Annotated in this window: 19 protein-coding genes and 1 tRNA gene; 2 read left to right on the plus strand and 18 right to left on the minus strand. The window is 70.1% G+C overall.

Features of this window, described 5'->3' with window-relative positions; translation table 11 throughout:
* Positions 1-9: 9 nt before the first annotated feature.
* The 12 genes from ACFWGP_RS04625 to rplU all read right to left on the minus strand — a co-directional run bounded on the left by ACFWGP_RS04625 (position 10) and on the right by rplU (position 7969).
* Entirely contained in the window at positions 10-441 is a 432-nt protein-coding gene (locus ACFWGP_RS04625) for a hypothetical protein (RefSeq protein ID WP_275506955.1), read from the minus strand.
* Between the two features lie 60 nt (positions 442-501).
* Entirely contained in the window at positions 502-729 is a 228-nt protein-coding gene (locus ACFWGP_RS04630; protein WP_275506954.1) for an AlpA family transcriptional regulator, read from the minus strand.
* A 176-nt stretch (positions 730-905) separates the two neighbouring features.
* Positions 906-981: transfer RNA gene (locus tag ACFWGP_RS04635), tRNA-Ala, on the minus strand.
* 116 nt (positions 982-1097) lie between these two features.
* The gene (gene rsfS / locus ACFWGP_RS04640; protein WP_231430976.1) at positions 1098-1460 is read right to left on the minus strand and encodes a ribosome silencing factor; all 363 of its coding nucleotides are present in this window, start codon (positions 1458-1460) and stop codon (positions 1098-1100) included.
* Between the two features lie 41 nt (positions 1461-1501).
* Complete coding sequence (locus ACFWGP_RS04645; RefSeq protein ID WP_376930217.1) at positions 1502-2512, minus strand: hypothetical protein; 1011 nt, start codon at positions 2510-2512, stop codon at positions 1502-1504.
* Between the two features lie 218 nt (positions 2513-2730).
* Positions 2731-3330: a nicotinate-nucleotide adenylyltransferase gene (gene nadD / locus ACFWGP_RS04650; RefSeq protein ID WP_275506952.1), complete on the minus strand. Its 600-nt coding sequence runs from the start codon at positions 3328-3330 to the stop codon at positions 2731-2733.
* A gap of 16 nt (positions 3331-3346) precedes the next feature.
* The gene (locus ACFWGP_RS04655; protein ID WP_231430973.1) at positions 3347-3571 is read right to left on the minus strand and encodes a hypothetical protein; all 225 of its coding nucleotides are present in this window, start codon (positions 3569-3571) and stop codon (positions 3347-3349) included.
* A gap of 70 nt (positions 3572-3641) precedes the next feature.
* The gene (locus ACFWGP_RS04660; protein ID WP_275506951.1) at positions 3642-4910 is read right to left on the minus strand and encodes a glutamate-5-semialdehyde dehydrogenase; all 1269 of its coding nucleotides are present in this window, start codon (positions 4908-4910) and stop codon (positions 3642-3644) included.
* Positions 4911-4972: 62 nt separating this feature from the next.
* Positions 4973-5755 carry a glutamate 5-kinase gene (proB, locus tag ACFWGP_RS04665; protein WP_275506950.1) on the minus strand — a complete coding sequence of 261 codons (783 nt, stop codon included), beginning with the start codon at positions 5753-5755 and terminating at the stop codon, positions 4973-4975.
* Positions 5752-7287, minus strand: coding sequence for a GTPase ObgE (gene obgE / locus ACFWGP_RS04670; protein WP_376930218.1), 1536 nt, complete (start codon positions 7285-7287; stop codon positions 5752-5754). Before obgE ends, proB begins: the two co-directional genes overlap by 4 nt.
* A gap of 87 nt (positions 7288-7374) precedes the next feature.
* Entirely contained in the window at positions 7375-7632 is a 258-nt protein-coding gene (gene rpmA, locus ACFWGP_RS04675; protein ID WP_056009138.1) for a 50S ribosomal protein L27, read from the minus strand.
* Between the two features lie 28 nt (positions 7633-7660).
* Entirely contained in the window at positions 7661-7969 is a 309-nt protein-coding gene (gene rplU, locus ACFWGP_RS04680; protein WP_231430969.1) for a 50S ribosomal protein L21, read from the minus strand.
* Positions 7970-8240: 271 nt separating this feature from the next.
* On the opposite strand from rplU, the gene ACFWGP_RS04685 reads away from it, so the two are divergent.
* On the plus strand, positions 8241-8531 hold the full coding sequence (locus tag ACFWGP_RS04685; RefSeq protein ID WP_275506949.1) for a DUF4031 domain-containing protein: 291 nt from the start codon (positions 8241-8243) through the stop codon (positions 8529-8531).
* On the opposite strand, the gene ACFWGP_RS04690 is transcribed toward ACFWGP_RS04685, so the two are convergent.
* Positions 8523-11045 (minus strand): Rne/Rng family ribonuclease, encoded by a 2523-nt coding sequence (locus ACFWGP_RS04690; RefSeq protein ID WP_376930219.1) that lies wholly within the window; start codon positions 11043-11045, stop codon positions 8523-8525. The two genes, ACFWGP_RS04685 and ACFWGP_RS04690, sit on opposite strands and share 9 nt — an antisense overlap.
* A gap of 272 nt (positions 11046-11317) precedes the next feature.
* Between ACFWGP_RS04690 and ACFWGP_RS04695 the strand changes: the two genes are divergently transcribed.
* A complete protein-coding gene (locus ACFWGP_RS04695; protein ID WP_231430966.1) occupies positions 11318-11938 on the plus strand; it encodes a vitamin K epoxide reductase family protein in 621 nt (206 codons plus the stop codon).
* A gap of 102 nt (positions 11939-12040) precedes the next feature.
* Here ACFWGP_RS04695 and ndk read toward each other — a convergent pair whose 3' ends face one another.
* The 5 genes from ndk to ACFWGP_RS04720 form a co-directional block, all read right to left on the minus strand.
* Positions 12041-12463: a nucleoside-diphosphate kinase gene (gene ndk, locus ACFWGP_RS04700; protein ID WP_231430965.1), complete on the minus strand. Its 423-nt coding sequence runs from the start codon at positions 12461-12463 to the stop codon at positions 12041-12043.
* Positions 12460-12924, minus strand: a complete 465-nt coding sequence (locus tag ACFWGP_RS04705) for a DUF4233 domain-containing protein (RefSeq protein WP_376930220.1) — start codon at positions 12922-12924, stop codon at positions 12460-12462. Before ACFWGP_RS04705 ends, ndk begins: the two co-directional genes overlap by 4 nt.
* Positions 12921-14285, minus strand: a complete 1365-nt coding sequence (locus ACFWGP_RS04710) for a bifunctional folylpolyglutamate synthase/dihydrofolate synthase (protein WP_376930221.1) — start codon at positions 14283-14285, stop codon at positions 12921-12923. Before ACFWGP_RS04710 ends, ACFWGP_RS04705 begins: the two co-directional genes overlap by 4 nt.
* Complete coding sequence (ileS, locus tag ACFWGP_RS04715) at positions 14282-17581, minus strand: isoleucine--tRNA ligase (protein ID WP_376930222.1); 3300 nt, start codon at positions 17579-17581, stop codon at positions 14282-14284. Before ileS ends, ACFWGP_RS04710 begins: the two co-directional genes overlap by 4 nt.
* Before the next feature lie 250 nt (positions 17582-17831).
* Positions 17832-18248 (minus strand): GntR family transcriptional regulator, encoded by a 417-nt coding sequence (locus tag ACFWGP_RS04720; protein ID WP_231430961.1) that lies wholly within the window; start codon positions 18246-18248, stop codon positions 17832-17834.
* Positions 18249-18297: the final 49 nt, after the last annotated feature.

The raw sequence follows: 18297 nt of genomic DNA on the forward strand, positions 1-18297 counted from the left end.
TCTGGCTGATCAGCGCCTTGCATGTGTCGGCTTGTCGAGGCGTGCGCCGATGGTTTGCCTTGTAGACCGGAGAACTGTGCTCGCCTTGACCTCCCGTAGGGCGAGCGATCCCATCAGCGGTGCGATCTTCTTCTCAATCAGGCGGGAGTTCTCGTGCCGTGTCGTGTCTCGCTGTTCCCCGGTGAACGCGACGTGCTGCATGTACTCGTGCGTGAGCTCGATGAAGAGCGACTCCGGCGTGAGACCGTCATTCGCCCCGTAGGCCGCTTCGTACTGATCGCCGACCGCTGCGACCAGCGTGCGACGTGCTCGCGCCCGAGATGTCGCGCGGGTGCGGACCTTGCCGTAGCTCCCATCGATGCGACGGAAGACGACGGTGCCACGAACTCGACCGTCGGGCAGGTCATGGTACGTGATCTCCCCGCGTGAGCCGGGTTCCATTCTTCTGCGTGGCATCATGCTCACCCTCTGTATTCGCAGGGTAGGAAGCCATCACCATCGTCACCGTCGGTCCGTTCGGGCCTGCAACCAGGCCTGAACGTTCTCGCGGCTGTATCGCAGATGCTTGCCGAGCTTGGTGGCCTTCGGGCCGGTTCCTTCGAGACGCCAGTGGTAGATCGTCTCTTTGGACAGTTGCAAGTACTGCGCCAGTTCGTCGACGCTCAGATAGTCCCCGAGCTCGTCGACGAACCGGGCCGCCGGAACGGTGTGATCGGTTGATGTGGTCATACTCCTCGGGAGTGCGCATCACGCCGAAATGCTTGCTGTCCGGGGACTTCACATGTGGAATCCTGTGGAAGCCTGTCCCCCGAATCGAAAAGGCCCCAAAAAGGCCCCAACGACCCTCTTCTCGCCCTGTTCAACGAGAAAACCCCTGACAAATCTTGCGATTCGTCAGGGGTTCTTGGTGGATCTGAGGGGACTCGAACCCCTGACCCCCTGCATGCCATGCAGGTGCGCTACCAGCTGCGCCACAGACCCGTTCGGGATGAACCCGTTTCGGTGCTTCCCGCTCTCGCGGGCAACGAGACGAGCTTACACCAGGCGATGCCGCCGTGCGAAATCGAGCGGTGCACCCCGGGCGATTCGCGCCGCGATCAGGATTTCGCCGTGAGCAGCGGCTCGACGGGAAGCGCCGGGCAGTCGTTCCAGAGGCGTTCGAGACCGTAGTACATGCGCTCCTCGCGGTGGAACACGTGCACGACGAGGTCACCGAAGTCGAGCAGCACCCAACGGCCCGCGTCGTGCCCCTCGCGGCGACTGGCACGGCCGAGGACCTCTTCGATGGCGTCGGCGATCGCCACCACGTTGCGCTCGGAGTTGCCGGTGACGAGCAGGAACACGTCGGCGAACGGGAGCGGCCCCGAGACATCCAATGCGACCAGATCTTCGCCGCCCTTCGCGTCGGCCGCGCGCACCGCACGGGCCAGGGAGTCGAGGGCTTCAGAGGATGCGGTCATTCGCTCACTTCCGGGTAGACGGTCGGCGTTGGCGCCGGGGATCAGAACAGGCCCGACATGGCGCCGATGACGAGGGTGCCGACGACGCCGAGTGCGAGTACTCCGGCGGTCACTGCGAGCACGAGGGGCACGTTCATGCCCTCCTTCTTCGGCGGGGCCATCATCGTGCGCGCCGCGCCTTGCGTGCTGATGGCGCTCGTCGCGGCCACCGGCGCGACGCCGGTGCCGACCTCCTCGATGCTGTCGAACAGCCGGTCGACGTCGGACGAGTCGATCTGGCTCGGGTGCACGCCGGTCGCGCCGTAGCTGCGGGGAAGGTCGATCGAGCCGGTCGCCATGACCTCGCCGGTCTGCGCGAGCGTGTCGCCGAAGGCGCCCTGGTCGGGCAGGGACGGCAGGATGAGCGCGTTCGTCGTCGTGGGCACGCCGTGACTCAGCGAACCGCGCGAAAGGAGCTGGTCGAACGGGCCGGACGGCTGGTCGTCTGGCACGTTGAGCTGCGAGGTCCAGTGGGCCGGTGCTGCCGGCGCAGCGGGCTGGGCGGCAGGCAGCTGCGTCGGGGCCGGCTGCGGCCGCGGCGCGGCGGATGCGGGAGCGGCGAACGGCTGCCCGGTCTGCGGGTTCACGATCTGGGGTGCGGCCGACGCGACCGGCGCTGCGGCAGCAGGCGGCGCGGCGTCGTCGAACTCGTCGTCGAAGTCGTCGAGCGCGGTGCCCTCGAGCATCGCGCGGAGCTCGCGTCGCGTCAGGGTGCGCTCGGGCGTCTGCCCGGGGGCGGGCACGGCCGCCTGGGCGGGCTCGGCCGGCACGGGAATCGCCGGCGCCGGAACCGCTGGCATCGGCGCCGCCTGCTGCTGCGCAGGAGCCTGCGGCTGGGGCGGTACGGCGGGCTGCGCCGGAACGGGAGCGCTCGGACGCGGCGCGAACGGGCTCTGCTGCGGCAGTTGCGTCGGGGTCGGCGCCTGCGGGGCGGCGATGACCGCATCGAATCCGCCCGCCGGACGAGGCGGGGCGTAGCTCGGGCTCGGCGCGGCCTGGGCGGCGGCGGCCACGGGGGCCGCGAACTGAGGATTCACCGGCTGCGGTGCGGATGCCGGTGCGACCGCCGGCTGCGGTGCGGGAATCGGCGCCTGGGGTGCAGCGGGGGGCGGCTGCGGTGCGGCGAACGGCTGTGCAGGAGCGTCGGGGGTCGTCGAAGCTGCCTGCTGTTCGCGCAGGCGCTCTCGTTCCCGCAACTCACGGCGCGTGAGCGGCGGTTCGTTCGACGACGTCATTCGACACTCCGGTAGAGATGGTGCTTGGAGATGTACTGGACGACCCCATCGGGGACCAAGTACCACACCGGGAAACCCCGGCGCACCCTGCTCCGGCAATCGGTCGACGAAATCGCCAGAGCCGGAACTTCAAGCAAGCTTACGTCTTGCTCCGGCAAACCCGAAACGCTCAGGACATGTCCCGGGCGACTCACAGCAACGAAGTGGGCCAGCTCCCAGAGCTCGTCGACGTCCTTCCACGAGAGGATCTGGGCGATGGCATCGGCGCCGGTGATGAAGAACAGGTCGGCGTCGGGTCGCTCGCGACGGATGTCGCGGAGGGTGTCGATCGTGAACGTCGCCTTCTGCCGGTCGATGTCGACCCGGCTCACCGTGAAGCGGGGGTTCGACGCGGTGGCGATGACGGTCATGAGGTAGCGGTGCTCCGCCGGGGTCACGACCGTCTTGTAGCTCGGCTGGCCGGTCGGCACGAAGATCACCTCGTCGAGGTCGTGCGACTGCGCGACCTCGCTCGCGGCCACGAGGTGGCCGTGGTGGATCGGATCGAACGTGCCGCCCATGATCCCGACGCGGGATCGGCGGCCCGGCACCGTCACCGGGCGACCACTCGCCTCAGTGACCGTGCCCGTGCGCGTCGCCCGAGTGACGGGCGGCGTACGCCTCGGCCTTGGCGCGATGGCGGTTGGCGACGTCGCGGTACGACGCGGCGACGAACCCGAGGATGGCGAAGATGATGAGGGCGATGAGCCCGTACACCCAGGACTCGACCGGCAGCTCTCGCGCGTGCACCGTCTCGGTGAGCACCGTTCCGGTCAACGCTGCGGTGGTGAGGCTCATTCGGCCGTTCCTTTCGAATCCTGCGGGTAACGCTCCCGCCAGTCTAGCGAGGTCGAGCGGTGCGGCGCGCTCAGGCGCGCACGTGGCCTGCGCCGCGCACGATCCACTTCGTGCTCGTGAGCTGCGGCAGGCCCATCGGGCCGCGTGCGTGGAGCTTCTGCGTCGAGATGCCGACCTCGGCGCCGAAGCCGAACTCCGCGCCGTCGGTGAAGCGCGTGGAGGCGTTCACCATCACGGCCGCGGCGTCGACCTCGTTGAGGAAGCGCTCGGCGTTGCCGAGGTCGTTCGTCACGATGGCCTCGGTGTGCTTCGTCGAGTACCGGCGGATGTGGGCGAGTGCGTCGTCGAGGGAGTCGACGACACCGACCGAGAGGTCGAGACTCATGTGCTCGGTCGCCCAGTCGTCGTCGGTCACCGGCACCGTCTCGGGCCGGATCGCCCGCACGCGTTCGTCGGCGTGCACGGTCACCCCGGATGCCTCGAGGCGGTCGATGACGGCGGGCAGGAGCCGCTCGGCGGCGTCGCGGTGGACGAGCAGGGTCTCGAGCGCGTTGCAGACGCTCGGCCGCTGCACCTTCGCGTTGTGCACGAGCTCGACGGCCCACGACTCGGGCGCGCTCTCGTCGAGGAACATGTGCACGACACCCGCGCCCGTCTCGATGACGGGCACGCGCGCCTCGTCGACGACGGCGCGGATGAGCCCGGCGCTCCCCCGCGGGATCAGCACGTCGACGTATTCGCGTGCCTGCATGAGGTGCCGTGCGCCGACGCGCCCGAAGTCGTCGACCGTCTGCACGGCGTCGCCCGGGAGGCCGGTGCGCTCGAGCGCGGCGCGCAGCACCTCGACGAGCACCGCGTTCGTCTGCTCGGCCGCGCTGCCGCCGCGCAGAACGACGGCGTTGCCGCTCTTGAGCGCGAGCACCGCGATGTCGATCGTCACGTTCGGCCTGGCCTCGTAGATCGCGCCGACGACGCCGAGGGGTACCCGCACCTGGTCGATGCGCACGCCGCTCGGCAGCGATCGGCCGCTGACCGTCTCGCCGATCGGATCGGTCAGTGCGATCACCTCGAGCACCGCGTCGGCGAGGGCGTTCACCCGGCGAACGTCGAGGGCGAGCCGGTCGAGCAGGCCCGTCGAGAGGCCCTCCTCGCGACCGGCCGCGAGGTCGAGGGCGTTGGCCGCGACGATGTCGGCGGCGCGCTCGCGCAGGATCCCGGCGACCTCGGCGAGGGCGGCGTCCTTCTCGGCAGTCGAGGCCCGGGCGAGCCGAAGCGAAGCGGTCTTCGCGGCGGCGAGCCGCTCGTCGAGCACGTCGGGATCGAGGTCGGGATTCGCCATGGTCCCAGCCTAGGCGAGGCGAGGCGAGCGGGGCGTCGTATGACCGGGCCGCATGCGGACGGTCAGCGGGCTGGTTCGAACCACGTGCCGACGTCGGCGCCCGAGAGCGCCTCGGCGACGAGCGGGGTCGCCGTGATGAGCACGGCAGCACCCGCCTCGGCTGCGACGCGCGCGGCCGAGACCTTCGTCTCGGCGCCGCCGGTGCCGACGCCCGCGCGGCCGATCGAGCCGATCTCGACGCCCTCGAGTCCGTCGCCGAACGCGACCCGGTCGATGCGCTCCGCACCCGGCAGGTGCGGCGGCTTCGTGTACAGGGCGTCGACATCGGAGAGGAGCACGAGCAGGTCGGCACCGATCAGCTCGGCCACGAGCGCGGCGAGCCGGTCGTTGTCGCCGAACCGGATCTCGTGCGTGGCGACGGTGTCGTTCTCATTCACGATCGGCATGATGCGCAGTGCCAGCAGCCGATCGATCGCCCGCTGGGCATTCACGCGCGGCGTGTCGTTCTCGAGGTCGCCCGCGGTGAGCAGCACCTGACCCGCCACGATGTCGTAGCGGTCGAGCGCGTCCTGATAGCGCACCATGAGCAGGTTCTGGCCGACGGAGGCCGCCGCCTGCTGGGTCGCGAGGTCGTTCGGTCGCGAGTCGAGTCGCAGGTAGGGCATGCCGGTCGCGATCGCGCCCGACGACACGAGCACGACCTCGGTCCCTCGGGCGTGCGCCGCGGCGAGCGCCTCCACGAGGGGGGCGATCTGCCCGGTGTTCTCGCCGCTGATCGACGACGAGCCGACCTTCACGACGACCCGACGCGCGGTCGGGATGTCTGCATGGGAACGGAGGGTCATCGATCGCCCCCGTCGGGGCCGACCTCGCCGTCGCCCTCGTCGCCCCAGATGCCGGCTTCGCGTTCGCGTTCGAGCTCGGCGCGGGCCTCGGCCTTCGCGTCCATGCGCTCGTGGTAGTCGCTCTTGCGCTCGGCGCGCGTCGCACGACGGCTCTCGTCGAGTCGCACGTCGGTGCCGCGCGGCGAGGTGATGAGTTCGGCGGTCGAGGTGAGCGTCGGCTCCCAGTCGAAGACGACGCCCTGGCCCTTTCCGATGACGACGGTCGAACCGGCCACGGCGCCGGCGCGCACGAGCTCGTCCTCGACGCCCAGCTTCGCAAGCCGGTCGGCGAGGAAGCCCACGGCCTCGTCGTTCGCGAAGTCGGTCTGCTGCACCCAGCGCTCGGGCTTCTTGCCGAGGATCCGGTAGATGGTGCCGTAGCAGCCGCCCTCGGCGCGAACCGTGAATCCGACCTCGTCGACCGCCCTGGGACGCATGACGATGCGCTCGGGCTCGGGTGCGGCCGCGGCCTCGGCACGGGCGCGGTCCACGAGCTCGCCGAGGGCGAACCCGAGCTGGCGGAGCCCCTCGTGACTCACCGTCGAGATCTCGAACACCCGGTAACCCCGCGTCTCGAGTTCGGGCCGCACGAAGTCGGCCAGCTCGCGGGCCTCGGGCACGTCGACCTTGTTGAGGGCGACGAGCTGCGGCCGCTCGAGCAGCGGGATCTGGCCCTCGGGCACCGGGTACGCGGCGAGCTCGGCGAGGATCACGTCGAGGTCGCTGATCGGGTCGCGACCCGGCTCGAGGGTCGCGCAGTCGATCACGTGCAGGAGCGCCGCGCACCGCTCGACATGCCGCAGGAACTCGAGCCCGAGTCCCTTGCCCTCGCTCGCGCCCTCGATGAGCCCGGGCACGTCGGCGACGGTGAAGCGGTGATCGCCCGCCTGCACGACCCCGAGGTTCGGATGCAGCGTCGTGAACGGGTAGTCGGCGATCTTCGGACGAGCGGCCGAGAGGGCTGCGATGAGGCTCGACTTGCCGGCGCTCGGGAAGCCGACGAGGGCGACGTCGGCGATGGTCTTCAGCTCGAGGCGGATCTCGTGCTCGTCGCCGTCCGTGCCGAGCAGGGCGAAGCCGGGTGCCTTGCGCTTCGTGCTCGCGAGTGCCGCGTTGCCCAGGCCGCCGAGGCCGCCCGCTGCCGCGACGAAGCGGAGCCCGGGCTCGGCGAGGTCGGCGAGTTCGTTGCCCTCCTCGTCCTTCACCACGGTGCCGACGGGCACCGGCAGCTCGAGGTCCTCGCCGGCGGCACCCGATCGGTTGTCGCCCTGGCCGGGCTGCCCGTTCGCCGACGAGCGGTGCGGACGACCGTGGTACGCGAGCAGCGTCGTCACCTGCGGGTCGGCGACGAGCACGATGTCGCCGCCGTGCCCGCCGTTGCCACCATCGGGGCCGGCGAGCGGCTTGAACTTCTCACGGCGTACCGAGACGCAGCCGTTACCGCCATGTCCGGCGCGCAGATACAGCGTCACCTCGTCGACGAAGCTGACCATGCCGAACCCCTCCTGAGCGTTGAACCGGGTGATGAAACGCGTGAGGGCGAGCCGAAGCCCGCCCTCACGAAGACCGTCGTCGGTCGGCTATTCGCCGACCGCCACGATGTTGACGACCTTGCGGCCGCCCTTGTTGCCGAACTGCACCGCGCCGGCCTCGAGCGCGAACAGGGTGTCGTCGCCACCGCGACCGACGCCCGCACCCGGGTGGAAGTGGGTGCCGCGCTGGCGGACGATGATCTCGCCGGCGCCGACGACCTGGCCGCCGAAGCGCTTCACGCCGAGGCGCTGCGCGTTCGAGTCACGACCGTTGCGAGTGGAGCTCGCTCCCTTTTTGTGTGCCATGTCTGATTCTCCTTGGACGCCGCGGCGGTTACTTGATGCCGGTGACCTTGACGCGCGTGAGCTCCTGGCGGTGGCCCTGGCGCTTCTTGTAGCCGGTCTTGTTCTTGAACTTCTGGATCACGATCTTCGGGCCGCGGAGGTCGCCCAGGACCTCGGCCGTGACGGTGACCTTCGCGAGCGACTTGGCGTCGGAGGTGATCTTGTCACCGTCGACGAGGAGCACCGGGGTGAGCTGGACGTTGCCGTCCTTGTCAGCCTTGATGCGGTCCATCGTCACGATGGTGCCGACTTCGACCTTCTCCTGCCGACCGCCGGCGCGCACTACTGCGTAAACCACTACTCGTACCTATCTCTGGGGGGCCTCTCGGCCCCGTCTGCCTGAAGGGATTGTCACTGCGCGGTCGCCCCAGCGGGAAGAAGGGTGGTGACTGCGAGAAAACACTGTGCGGGTTGTCCTGCGTGCAGAATGACCTGCTTGCGGAGTGAACCGCGAAGTGGCGCGCACTGGGATAAGCAGCGGCACCAACGGTCGAGTTTACCGGATGACCCGGAGGGGGTCAAACGCGCGCCGACGGCGCGTCGCGCGGCGTTGCGCGTAGCATCCCCTCATGACCGTCCTCATCGACACGCCGCTCTGGCCGAAGCACGGCACGGTATGGGCGCACCTCGTGAGCGACGAGTCGATCGAGGAGCTGCAGGCGTTCGCCCGCCGGGTCGACCTGCCGCCGCGTGCGTTCGACCTCGACCACTACGACGTGCCCGTCGAGCGGTACGACGAGCTCGTGGCGGCCGGAGCCGAGCCGGTGAGCCCGCGCGAACTCGTACGTCGCCTGCGCGGGAGCGGCCTGCGGGTCACGCCGCGCGAGCGACGCGACCGCGCGGGCCGCACGTCATTCTGAGCCGTCGGATGCCTCGGCGTCGACGTCTCCGTCACGCCGGGTGATCACGGGGATCGAGCCGCCCGTGCTGAGCGCCGCGGTCGAGACCCGGCGGCTGCGCGCCCGGCCCTCCCCCGCCTTCTTGGGCGCGGGCAGCGCGTCGAGCACCGAGTCGAGGAGCACCTCGGCCTCGGCGGTCGGCACCGGGCGCTTGCGATCGGCGGCCGGAACGGGCAGGTCGATGATCGGGAGCACCGGCTCGGCCTCGTCGGTCGCCGGGGTCGTCGGCGCCGACTCGGCGACCGACGTCGTCGCGGCCTCCGTGTCGGGCCGACCGGCCTCCTGCGAGACGCGACGGTGGCGGCCGCGCCGACGACCGGTCGGGACGTCGGCGGCCGGCTGCGCCGTCGAGGGAGCCTCGGCGAGAACCTCCGCGACGGACTCCTCGTCCTTCGCGTCGGTGTGCGGAATCGTCGACGCCGCGATCTGGGCGAGCGCGTGCTTCGCGTCGTCGGTGATCGCATGCGTGCCGGCGTGCGGCGCTGTGGTCGTCGCAGCCGGCTGCGGCTGCGACTGGCCGCCCCCGCCCCGGTTGCGACGACGCTCGGGCTGCTGCGGAGCGCGGTGCTTCAGGATCGGCTCGTGGTGCACGATGATGCCGCGGCCGGCGCACACCTCGCACGGCTCGCTGAACGACTCGAGGAGTCCGAGGCCGAGCTTCTTCCGAGTCATCTGCACGAGCCCGAGCGAGGTGACCTCGGCGACCTGGTGCTTCGTGCGGTCGCGCGAGAGGCACTCCACGAGGCGTCGCAGCACGAGGTCGCGGTTCGACTCGAGCACCATGTCGATGAAGTCGACGACGATGATGCCGCCGATGTCGCGCAGGCGCAGCTGGCGGACGATCTCTTCAGCCGCCTCGAGGTTGTTCTTCGTGACCGTCTCTTCGAGGTTTCCACCCGAGCCGACGAACTTGCCGGTGTTGACGTCGACGACGGTCATCGCCTCGGTGCGGTCGATGATGAGCGAGCCGCCCGACGGCAGCCAGACCTTGCGGTCGAGCGCCTTCTCGATCTGCTCGCTGATGCGGAACTCGTCGAACGAATCGCGGTCGCCCGCGTACGCCTCGACGCGCTCGAGCAGGTCGGGTGCGACGGCGCGCAGGTACCGCTCGATCGTCTGGCGCGCGGCGTCGCCCTCGATGATGAGCTTCTGGAAGTCCTCGTTGAAGACATCGCGGACGATCTTGATGAGCAGGTCGGGCTCGGAGTGCAGGAGCGCGGGCGCCTGCACCTTCTCGAGCGTCTGCTGGATGTCGGCCCACTGGGCGATCAAGCGATTGACATCGAGGGTGAGCTGCTCTTCGGTGGCACCCTCGGCCGCGGTGCGCACGATGACGCCCTGGTTCTCGGGCAGCACCTCTTTCAGGATCTTCTTGAGGCGCGCGCGCTCGGTGTCGGGGAGCTTGCGGCTGATGCCGTTCATCGAGCCGTTCGGCACGTAGACGAGATAGCGGCCCGGCAGCGACACCTGGCTCGTCAGGCGGGCGCCCTTGTGGCCCACCGGGTCCTTCGTGACCTGGACGAGCACGCGGTCGCCGGGCTTGAGCGCGAGCTCGATGCGACGCGGCTGGTTCTTCTCGCCGTTCTCGGCGGCCGCCTCCCAGTCGACCTCGCCCGAGTAGAGCACGGCGTTGCGGCCTCGGCCGATGTCGACGAAGGCGGCCTCCATGCTGGGCAGCACGTTCTGCACCCGGCCGAGGTACACATTCCCGATGAGGGATGCGTCCTGGTTGCGGGCGACGTAGTGCTCGACGAGCACGCCGTCCTCCAGGACGCCGATCTGGATGCGGCCGCCCTTCTCGCGGACGACCATCGAGCGGTCGACCGACTCGCGGCGGGCGAGGAACTCGGCCTCGGTGATGACCGCGCGACGGCGGCCGGCGTCGCGGCCGTCGCGGCGACGCTGCTTCTTCGCCTCGAGCCGGGTGGAGCCCTTGACCTTCTGGGGCTCGGTGATGAGTTCGGGCTCGCGGGGCTTGCGCACCTTGACGACGGTGTTCGCGGGCTCGTCGCCGGTCGGCCGGCCCTCTTCGCCCGAACGGCGACGGGTACGACGGCGGACGCTCGAGCCGTCCTCCGTCTGCGGCTCGTCGCGTTCGGGCACCTCGAACACGGGCGGCGCGTGGAAGATGAGCGACGTCGTCGTGAGCGTCGCGGGGATCGGCGACGCTGCGGGCTCGGACGGGGACGCCTCGGCCGCGGGCTCCTCGACGACCGGTGCCGCGGCGTCGGTCGCCTCGAGGCCGGCCGTCTGCTCGGCCTCGGCGGGGACCGCGGACTCGGTCGACGCAACCGTGCTCGACGCCGCCTCGGTCGCGCCGTCGATGTCGGGGGCGGCCTCGGCCGTCACCTGCTCGGCGACCGGCTCCGTCGTGACCCGACGCGACCGCCGGGCGCCGAACAGGCCGCCTCGCCGCTTCGGGGCGCCACCGCGCGAATCGGGTTCGTTGCTGTTCTTCTCGTTGCCTTCCACCATCTCTGGTGCACTCCTACACCGGATGCCTCGGCCGCGCCGTGGATCCGTACTCCTCTGGAGCGGCCCCGCGCTTCGCGCAGTGCCGCTGAACCATCAATTCTGCGATCGGCGGTTGCCGTGATCGCCACGTCTTGCGGGTTTCTCCCGCCCACTCGGATGCATCGCACCCTCAAAGCCTTCATTGGCGCCGTGCCGGGCGCGGCCCGGACGACTCCCTCGATTATCGCATGCTCTGACAGCGACGTGGGGAATCGGCGTGCCATAATCCGAGCATGCCCGACACCCTCGAGCGCCGTCGGCCGCTCGCCCTCGCGATCTTCCTGCTCATCGCCGGCGCCCTCGGGCTGCTCGCCGCGTTCGAACTCTCGGTCGAGAAGGTGCTCACCCTCGAGGATCCGAGTCATGTACCGAACTGCAACGTGGGCGTGCTCGTGGGATGCAGCACGAACCTCGCGTCGTGGCAGGGCTCCGTGTTCGGCTTCCCCAACCCGTTCGTCGGGCTCATGGCGTGGCCGGTCGTCATCACGATCGCCGTCGCGATCCTCGCCGGCGCGACGTTCGCCCGCTGGTTCTGGGTGGGCTTCAACGTCGGCGTGGCCGGCGCGCTCGCGTTCGTCGGCTGGCTCATCTACCAGAGCATCTACGTGCTCGACGTGCTCTGCCCCTGGTGCATGCTCACGTGGGCGGTCACCATCCCGACCTTCTGGGCGGTCACGCTGTACAACCTGCGCGAAGGGCATATTCCGGGCTCGGCACGCGTTCGCCGGCTCGCCGGGGCGTGGCTGAAGTGGGTACCGCTCATCACGGTGGTCTGCTACGCCATCGTGATCGTGCTCGCTCAGGCTCAGATGAACGCGATCCCCCGCGTCATGATCGACCTGCAGAATCTCTGAGCATCCGGCCGGTCGAGGAGCGACGAAGGAGCGTATCGAGACCACGCGTGGCGGTCTCGATACGCGTGCTCCGGCGTCGCCCGCTCCTCGAACGACGAAACGTCAGGCGAACCAGAGCGCGAGCTCGCGCTCGGCCGACTCGGGCGAGTCGGAACCGTGCACGAGGTTCTGCTGCACCTTGAGCCCCCAGTCGCGGCCGAAGTCCCCGCGGATCGTGCCTGGCGCGGCGGTCGTCGGGTCGGTCGTACCCGCGAGCACGCGGAAGCCCTCGATGACCCGGTTGCCCGCGACGCGGATCGCGACGACCGGACCCGACTCCATGAACTCGACGAGCGGCTCGTAGAACGGCTTGCCCTCGTGCTCGGCGTAGTGCTTCGCGAGCAGTTCGCGGTCGGCCTGCACGAGACGGATGTCGACGAGCGAGTAGCCCTTCGCCTCGATGCGGCGCAGGATCTCGCCGGTCAGGTTGCGCGCGACGCCGTCGGGCTTCACGAGCACGAGGGTCTCTTCGATCGCAGTGGTCATTGCTGTTCCTTCCCCGGCGCGGTGAATTCCGCGCGCTGTCGGTCGATCCGACTCCCGGCGACCATGCAGTACCACCACATGCCGCCGAAGAGCGCCCCGACGACGAACATCGCCGGGTTGATGAAGCCCGAGGCGACGATGAGCACCTGCAGCACCCAGCCGAGCGTGTACGCCCAGTCGAAGCGGAGCAGTCCGATCGTCGCGATCAGGCCGAGAATGATGACGCCGCCCGCGACGAGGGCCACCCACGGCGGCAGGGCCGACTCGACGCCCAGTGCGGCATCGCCCTGTGCGAGGCCCCAGACGACGAGCGCGGCGAGGAAGACCACGATCGTCTCGAAGCCGAGCACGATCGCGGCGAGGCTCTGGCGGATCGAGCGCGGCGGCCGGGCGGGCGCGGCCGAGGCGTTGGGCTCGGAGCCCTCCACCTCGTCGAAGCCCTGCACGTCGTCGCCGCTCATGCGCTCCCCCACTCGTGGTCCTCGGCGTACGCCATCGCCTCGCCGACGAGCACGATCGAACCGGTGACGAGCACGGCGCGCTTCGGCCCGGCCGCCGCCCAGCCGCGGGCCTGCTCCAGCGCGTCCTCGAGCCGGTCGACGACGACCACCCGGTCGCCTGCGCGAGCGGCGACGATCGGGCCGAGCACGTCAGCCGGCAGCGCCCGCTCCGAATCGGGTGAGGTCACGATGAACGGCCCCGAGATCGCGGCGAGTTCACCGGCGATCCCGGCGGCGTCCTTGTCGTCGACGACACCGAACACGACCGCGATCTCGTCGAAGTCGAAGACCTCGTCGAGGGCGGTGACGAGCGAGCGGGCGCCGTGCGGGTTGTGCGCGGCATCCACGATGATCGTGGGCTCGGTGCCGACGACCTGCAGGCGCCCGGGCGAGGTCGCCTCGCCGAGGCCTCGCTCGACGACCTCGTCGGCGAGCCGCATCGAACCGCCGCCGATGAAAGCCTCGACCGCGGCGACCGCGACGGCCGCGTTCTCGGCCTGGTGGGCTCCGAACATGGGCAGCACCACATCGCGGTACTCCCCCGCGAGCCCGCGGATCGACACGAGCTGGCCGCCGATCGCGACCGCGGTCGAGAGCACCGCGAAGGCGTCGTCCTCGACCGCGAGGGTCGACTCGGTGAGCTCGGCGGCGTCCTCGAGCACGCGCAGCGCCTCGTCGGACTGTCGCGCGGTCACGACCGACGCGGCAGGCTTGATGATGCCCGACTTGGTGCGCGCGATCGCCTCGACGGTCGAGCCGAGCCGTGCCTGGTGGTCGAGCGCGATCGGGGTGAAGACCGCGACCTGGCCGTCGGCGACGTTCGTGGAGTCCCACTCGCCGCCCATGCCCACCTCGAGCACCACGACGTCGACGGGCGCGTCGGCGAAGCATGCGAACGCGAGCACCGTGAGCGCCTCGAAGTAGGTGAGCGGCTGCTCCCCCGCCTGTTCGAGCTCCGCGTCGACGATCGCGATGAACGGGAGGATCTCCTCCCAGTTGCGGGCGACCGCCTCGTCGGTGATCGACTCGCCGTCGATGCGGATGCGCTCGGTGAACCGCACGAGGTGCGGGCTCGTGAGCAGGCCCGTGCGCAGGCCGGATGCGCGCAGCAGGCTCTCGATCATGCGACTCGTCGACGTCTTGCCGTTGGTCCCGGTGATGTGGATCACGGGCGCCGACCGGTGCGGGTCGCCGAGCAGCTCGACGGTGCGCCGGGTGGGCTCGAGCCGGGGGCGCGGTGCGCCCTCGCCGACGCGCGCGATGAGCGACGCGTACACCGCGTCGGCGGCGTCGCGCGCCTCGAGGTCGTCGGGGCCGGTCATGCGGGCTCCAATCCGATGGTCAGTCGCGAGTCGTCGCCGACGGCCTTGGCCTCGCCGTCGAGGTCGGCCGAGGCGAGCACCTCGAGCGAGGTCGCGAGGGTCTCGCCCGCGATGAGCTCGCGGTGGGTCTCGGCGGCGCGCGCGCCGACGGGGTCGAGCGTGAGGGTGAGGGCGATCCGGTCGCCGACCTCGAGGCCGGCGGCCTTGCGGGCCTCCTGCACGGCTCGCACGACGTCGCGCGCGAGGCCCTCGGCCTCGAGCTCGGGCGTCGTGGTGGTGTCGAGGATCACGAAGCCCCCGTCGGCGAGCAGGCCGAGGGCGCGCTCGCCGTCGCCCGATCCGGCTTCGAGCACGAGGTCGTACTCGTGCGGCTCGAGGGCGATGCCGGCTGCGACGACGGTCTCGCCGTCGAGCGACCAGTCGCCCGAGCGCGCGGCCTGGATCGCCTGCTGCACCTGCTTGCCGAGGCGGGGACCCGCGGCGCGTGCGTTCACCGTGAGGCGCTTGGTCACGCCGTACGTCTCGGCACTCCGTTCGTCGAGCTGCACCAGGTCGACGTTCTTCACGTTGAGCTCGTCGCGCAGGATGGCCTCGAACGGCGAGAGGGCCGAGGCATCCGCACCGACGACCGTGAGCCGGGCGAGCGGAAGCCGCACCCGGCGCCCGGCCTGCTTGCGCAGCGCGAGCGAGGTGGAGCTGATCTCGCGCACCGCGTCCATCGCGGCGACGAGCGCCGGGTCGGCCGGGAACTCGCTCGCCTCTGGCCAGTCGGTCAGGTGCACGCTGCGTCCGCCGGTGAGGCCGCGCCAGATCTTCTCGCTCACGAGCGGCAGCAACGGCGCTGCGAGGCGCGTGAGCGTCTCGAGCACGGTGTGGAGGGTGTCGAACGCCTCACGGCCCGAGCCGTCGTCGGCCACGCCCTGCCAGAACCGGTCGCGCGAGCGGCGCACGTACCAGTTCGTGAGCACGTCGCCGAAGTCGCGCAGCTTCTGCGCGGCGAGCGGCGAGTCGAAGTCGTCGAGGTCGGCCGTGACCGCTTCGACGAGGTCGCGCAGCTTCGCGAGCAGGTACCGGTCGAGCACGTCGGTGGACGTCGTCGATCGGGATGCCTCGTACCCGCCGTCCTTCGCCGTGTTGGCGTAGAGCGAGAAGAAGTACCAGGTGCTCCAGAGCGGCAGCATCAGCTGGCGGACGCCCTCGCGGATGCCCTCCTCGGTGACGATGAGGTTGCCGCCGCGCAGCACCGAGCTCGACATGAGGAACCAGCGCATGGCGTCGGAGCCGTCGCGATCGAACACCTCCGAGACGTCGGGGTAGTTGCGCAGCGACTTCGACATCTTCTGCCCGTCGCTGCCGAGCACGATGCCGTGGCTCACGACGTTCGAGAACGCCCGGCGGTCGAAGAGCGCGGTCGAGAGCACGTGCATGACGTAGAACCAGCCGCGCGTCTGCCCGATGTACTCGACGATGAAGTCGGCCGGGTTGTGCGTGTCGAACCACTCCCGGTTCTCGAACGGGTAGTGCACCTGCGCGAACGGCATCGAGCCCGAGTCGAACCAGACGTCGAAGATGTCGGTGATGCGTCGCATCGTCGACCGCCCGGTCGGGTCGTCGGGGTTCGGCCGGGTGAGCTCGTCGATATAGGGACGGTGCAGGTCGGGCTTGCCGTCGGGACCGACCGGAAGCCGCCCGAAGTCGCGCTCGAGCTCTTCGAGCGAGCCGTAGACGTCGATGCGCGGGTGCTCGGGGTCGTCGCTCTTCCACACCGGGATCGGTGAGCCCCAGTAGCGGTTGCGGCTGATCGACCAGTCGCGAGCGCCCGCGACCCACTTGCCGAACTGGCCGTCCTTCACGTTGTCGGGAACCCAGTTGATGTCCTGGTTGAGCTCGCCCATGCGGCCCTTGAACTCGGGCACCTTGATGAACCAGCTCGAGACGGCCTTGTAGATGAGCGGGTTGCGGCACCGCCAGCAGTGCGGGTACGAGTGTTCGTAGCTCGCCTGGCGGAGCAGACGCCCCTCGGCCTTCAGGAGCTGCGTGAGCGGCTTGTTCGCGTCGCTCCAGAGCATCCCGGCGACGTCGGTGACGGCGGGCAGGAACTTGCCGCCCTCGTCGAGCGAGATGACGACCGGGATGCCTGCGGTTTCGCCGATCTTCTGGTCCTCCTCACCGTAGGCAGGTGCCTGGTGCACGATGCCCGTGCCGTCTTCCGTCGTGACGTAGTCGGCGACGAGGATGCGCCAGGCATTCTGCAGCCCGTACGCCTCGACGTCGGCGTAGTAGTCGAAGAGGCGGTCGTACGTGACGCCATCGAGGTCGGCGCCGCGCACCGTGCGCGAAACGGCCGCACGGGCGTCGTCGGCGGAATCGTAGCCGAGCTCCTTCGCGTAGCCGCCGACGAGGTCGACGGCGAGCAGGTACTCGCCGCCGAGCACCTCGGGGGCCTCGGTTCCCTCGGCCTGCTCGCGGAGAACGGTCGCGTCGGGCGTGCCGTTGGGGCCGGCGGGCACGACCGCGTACTCGATGTCGGGCCCGACGGCGAGCGCGAAGTTCGTCGGCAGCGTCCAGGGCGTGGTCGTCCACGCGAGCGCCCGGACCGCGGTGAGCCCGAGCGACTCGGCCTTCGCGCCGGTGAGCGGGAAGGTGACCGTCACCGTCTGGTCCTGGCGCATCTTGTAGACGTCGTCGTCCATGCGCAGCTCGTGATTCGACAGCGGGGTCTGGTCGCGCCAGCAGTAGGGCAGCACCCGGTATCCCTCGTACGCGAGACCCTTGTCGTAGAGGGTCTTGAACGCCCAGATCACGCTCTCCATGAACGTGACATCGAGGGTCTTGTAGTCGTGCTCGAAGTCGACCCAGCGGGCCTGGCGGGTGACGTACTCCTCCCACTCCTTCGTGTAGCGCAGCACCGACTCGCGGGCCGCGCGGTTGAACGCCGCGATGCCCATCTCCTCGATCTCGCTCTTGTCGGTGATGCCGAGCTGGCGCTCCGCCTCGAGCTCGGCGGGCAGGCCGTGCGTGTCCCAGCCGAAGCGGCGGTGCACCTGGTGGCCGCGCATCGTCTGGAAGCGCGGGAAGAGGTCCTTCGCGTAGCCGGTCAGGAGGTGGCCGTAGTGCGGCAGGCCGTTCGCGAACGGGGGGCCGTCGTAGAAGACCCACTCGGGGGCGCCTTCGCGCTGGGCGATGGAGGCCTGGAAGGTGCCGTCGGCCTTCCAGAATGCGAGCACCTCGCGCTCGACGGCGGGGAAGTCGGGTGAGGGGGCGACACCGTGGTCGTCTGGGGTGCGGGGGTACACGCTCGCTCCTTGTGGGACGGATGCTTCACGAGGACGCCGGCCGCTCGATCGAGCCGCCACCGCGGTACCACCTCGTTTGCGAATCGGCCCTTCGACAGGCTCGGGCACCGATTCACCCCTCATTGCCGGCTGTGACGGGCCGCCCCGTTCGGTTCTACTGACGCTCGACGCTCGCTTCGACAGGCTCAGCGAACGACGACCGCGTTCTTCCGAAGACTCCCCGGTGATGGCCGGATCGACGTCGTTGGCCTCAAGAATACCGTGTCGACGGCGGGCCCGCGGGACGCATCGGGCGCACGACGCCGATCTGCGGGGCCGAGCGGTAGGCCGCGCGGACGAGTTCGAGCAGCGCCGCCTCGGGCAGCCCGTGCTCGCGGGCCTCCTCGACGAGGTCGTGCACGGCGCCCGCGAGCGCCGCGTGCCCGCCGATGCGCACCGCGACGACCGCGCCCCGTCCGCGGTGCACCTCGATGAGCTGCTCGTCGCGGAGCCGGTGGTAGGCGCGCAGCACCGTGTGCACGTTGAGCCCGAGCTCCGACGCGAGCGTGCGCGCCGCCGGCAGACGCTCGCCGCCGGTGAGCCGACCGTCGATGATCGACGACCTGAGCGCGGACGCGAGCTGATCGGCCAGTGGGGTCGGTGATGCGGCGTCGAGTCTGATCAGCACCGATACATCCTAATTGTTCTACTGCAATGCGAACAAGTTGCTTGTCGTG

The sequence above is a fragment of the Agromyces sp. NPDC127015 genome, from assembly GCF_042725165.1.
GTDB classification, from domain to species: Bacteria; Actinomycetota; Actinomycetes; order Actinomycetales; family Microbacteriaceae; genus Agromyces; species Agromyces chromiiresistens.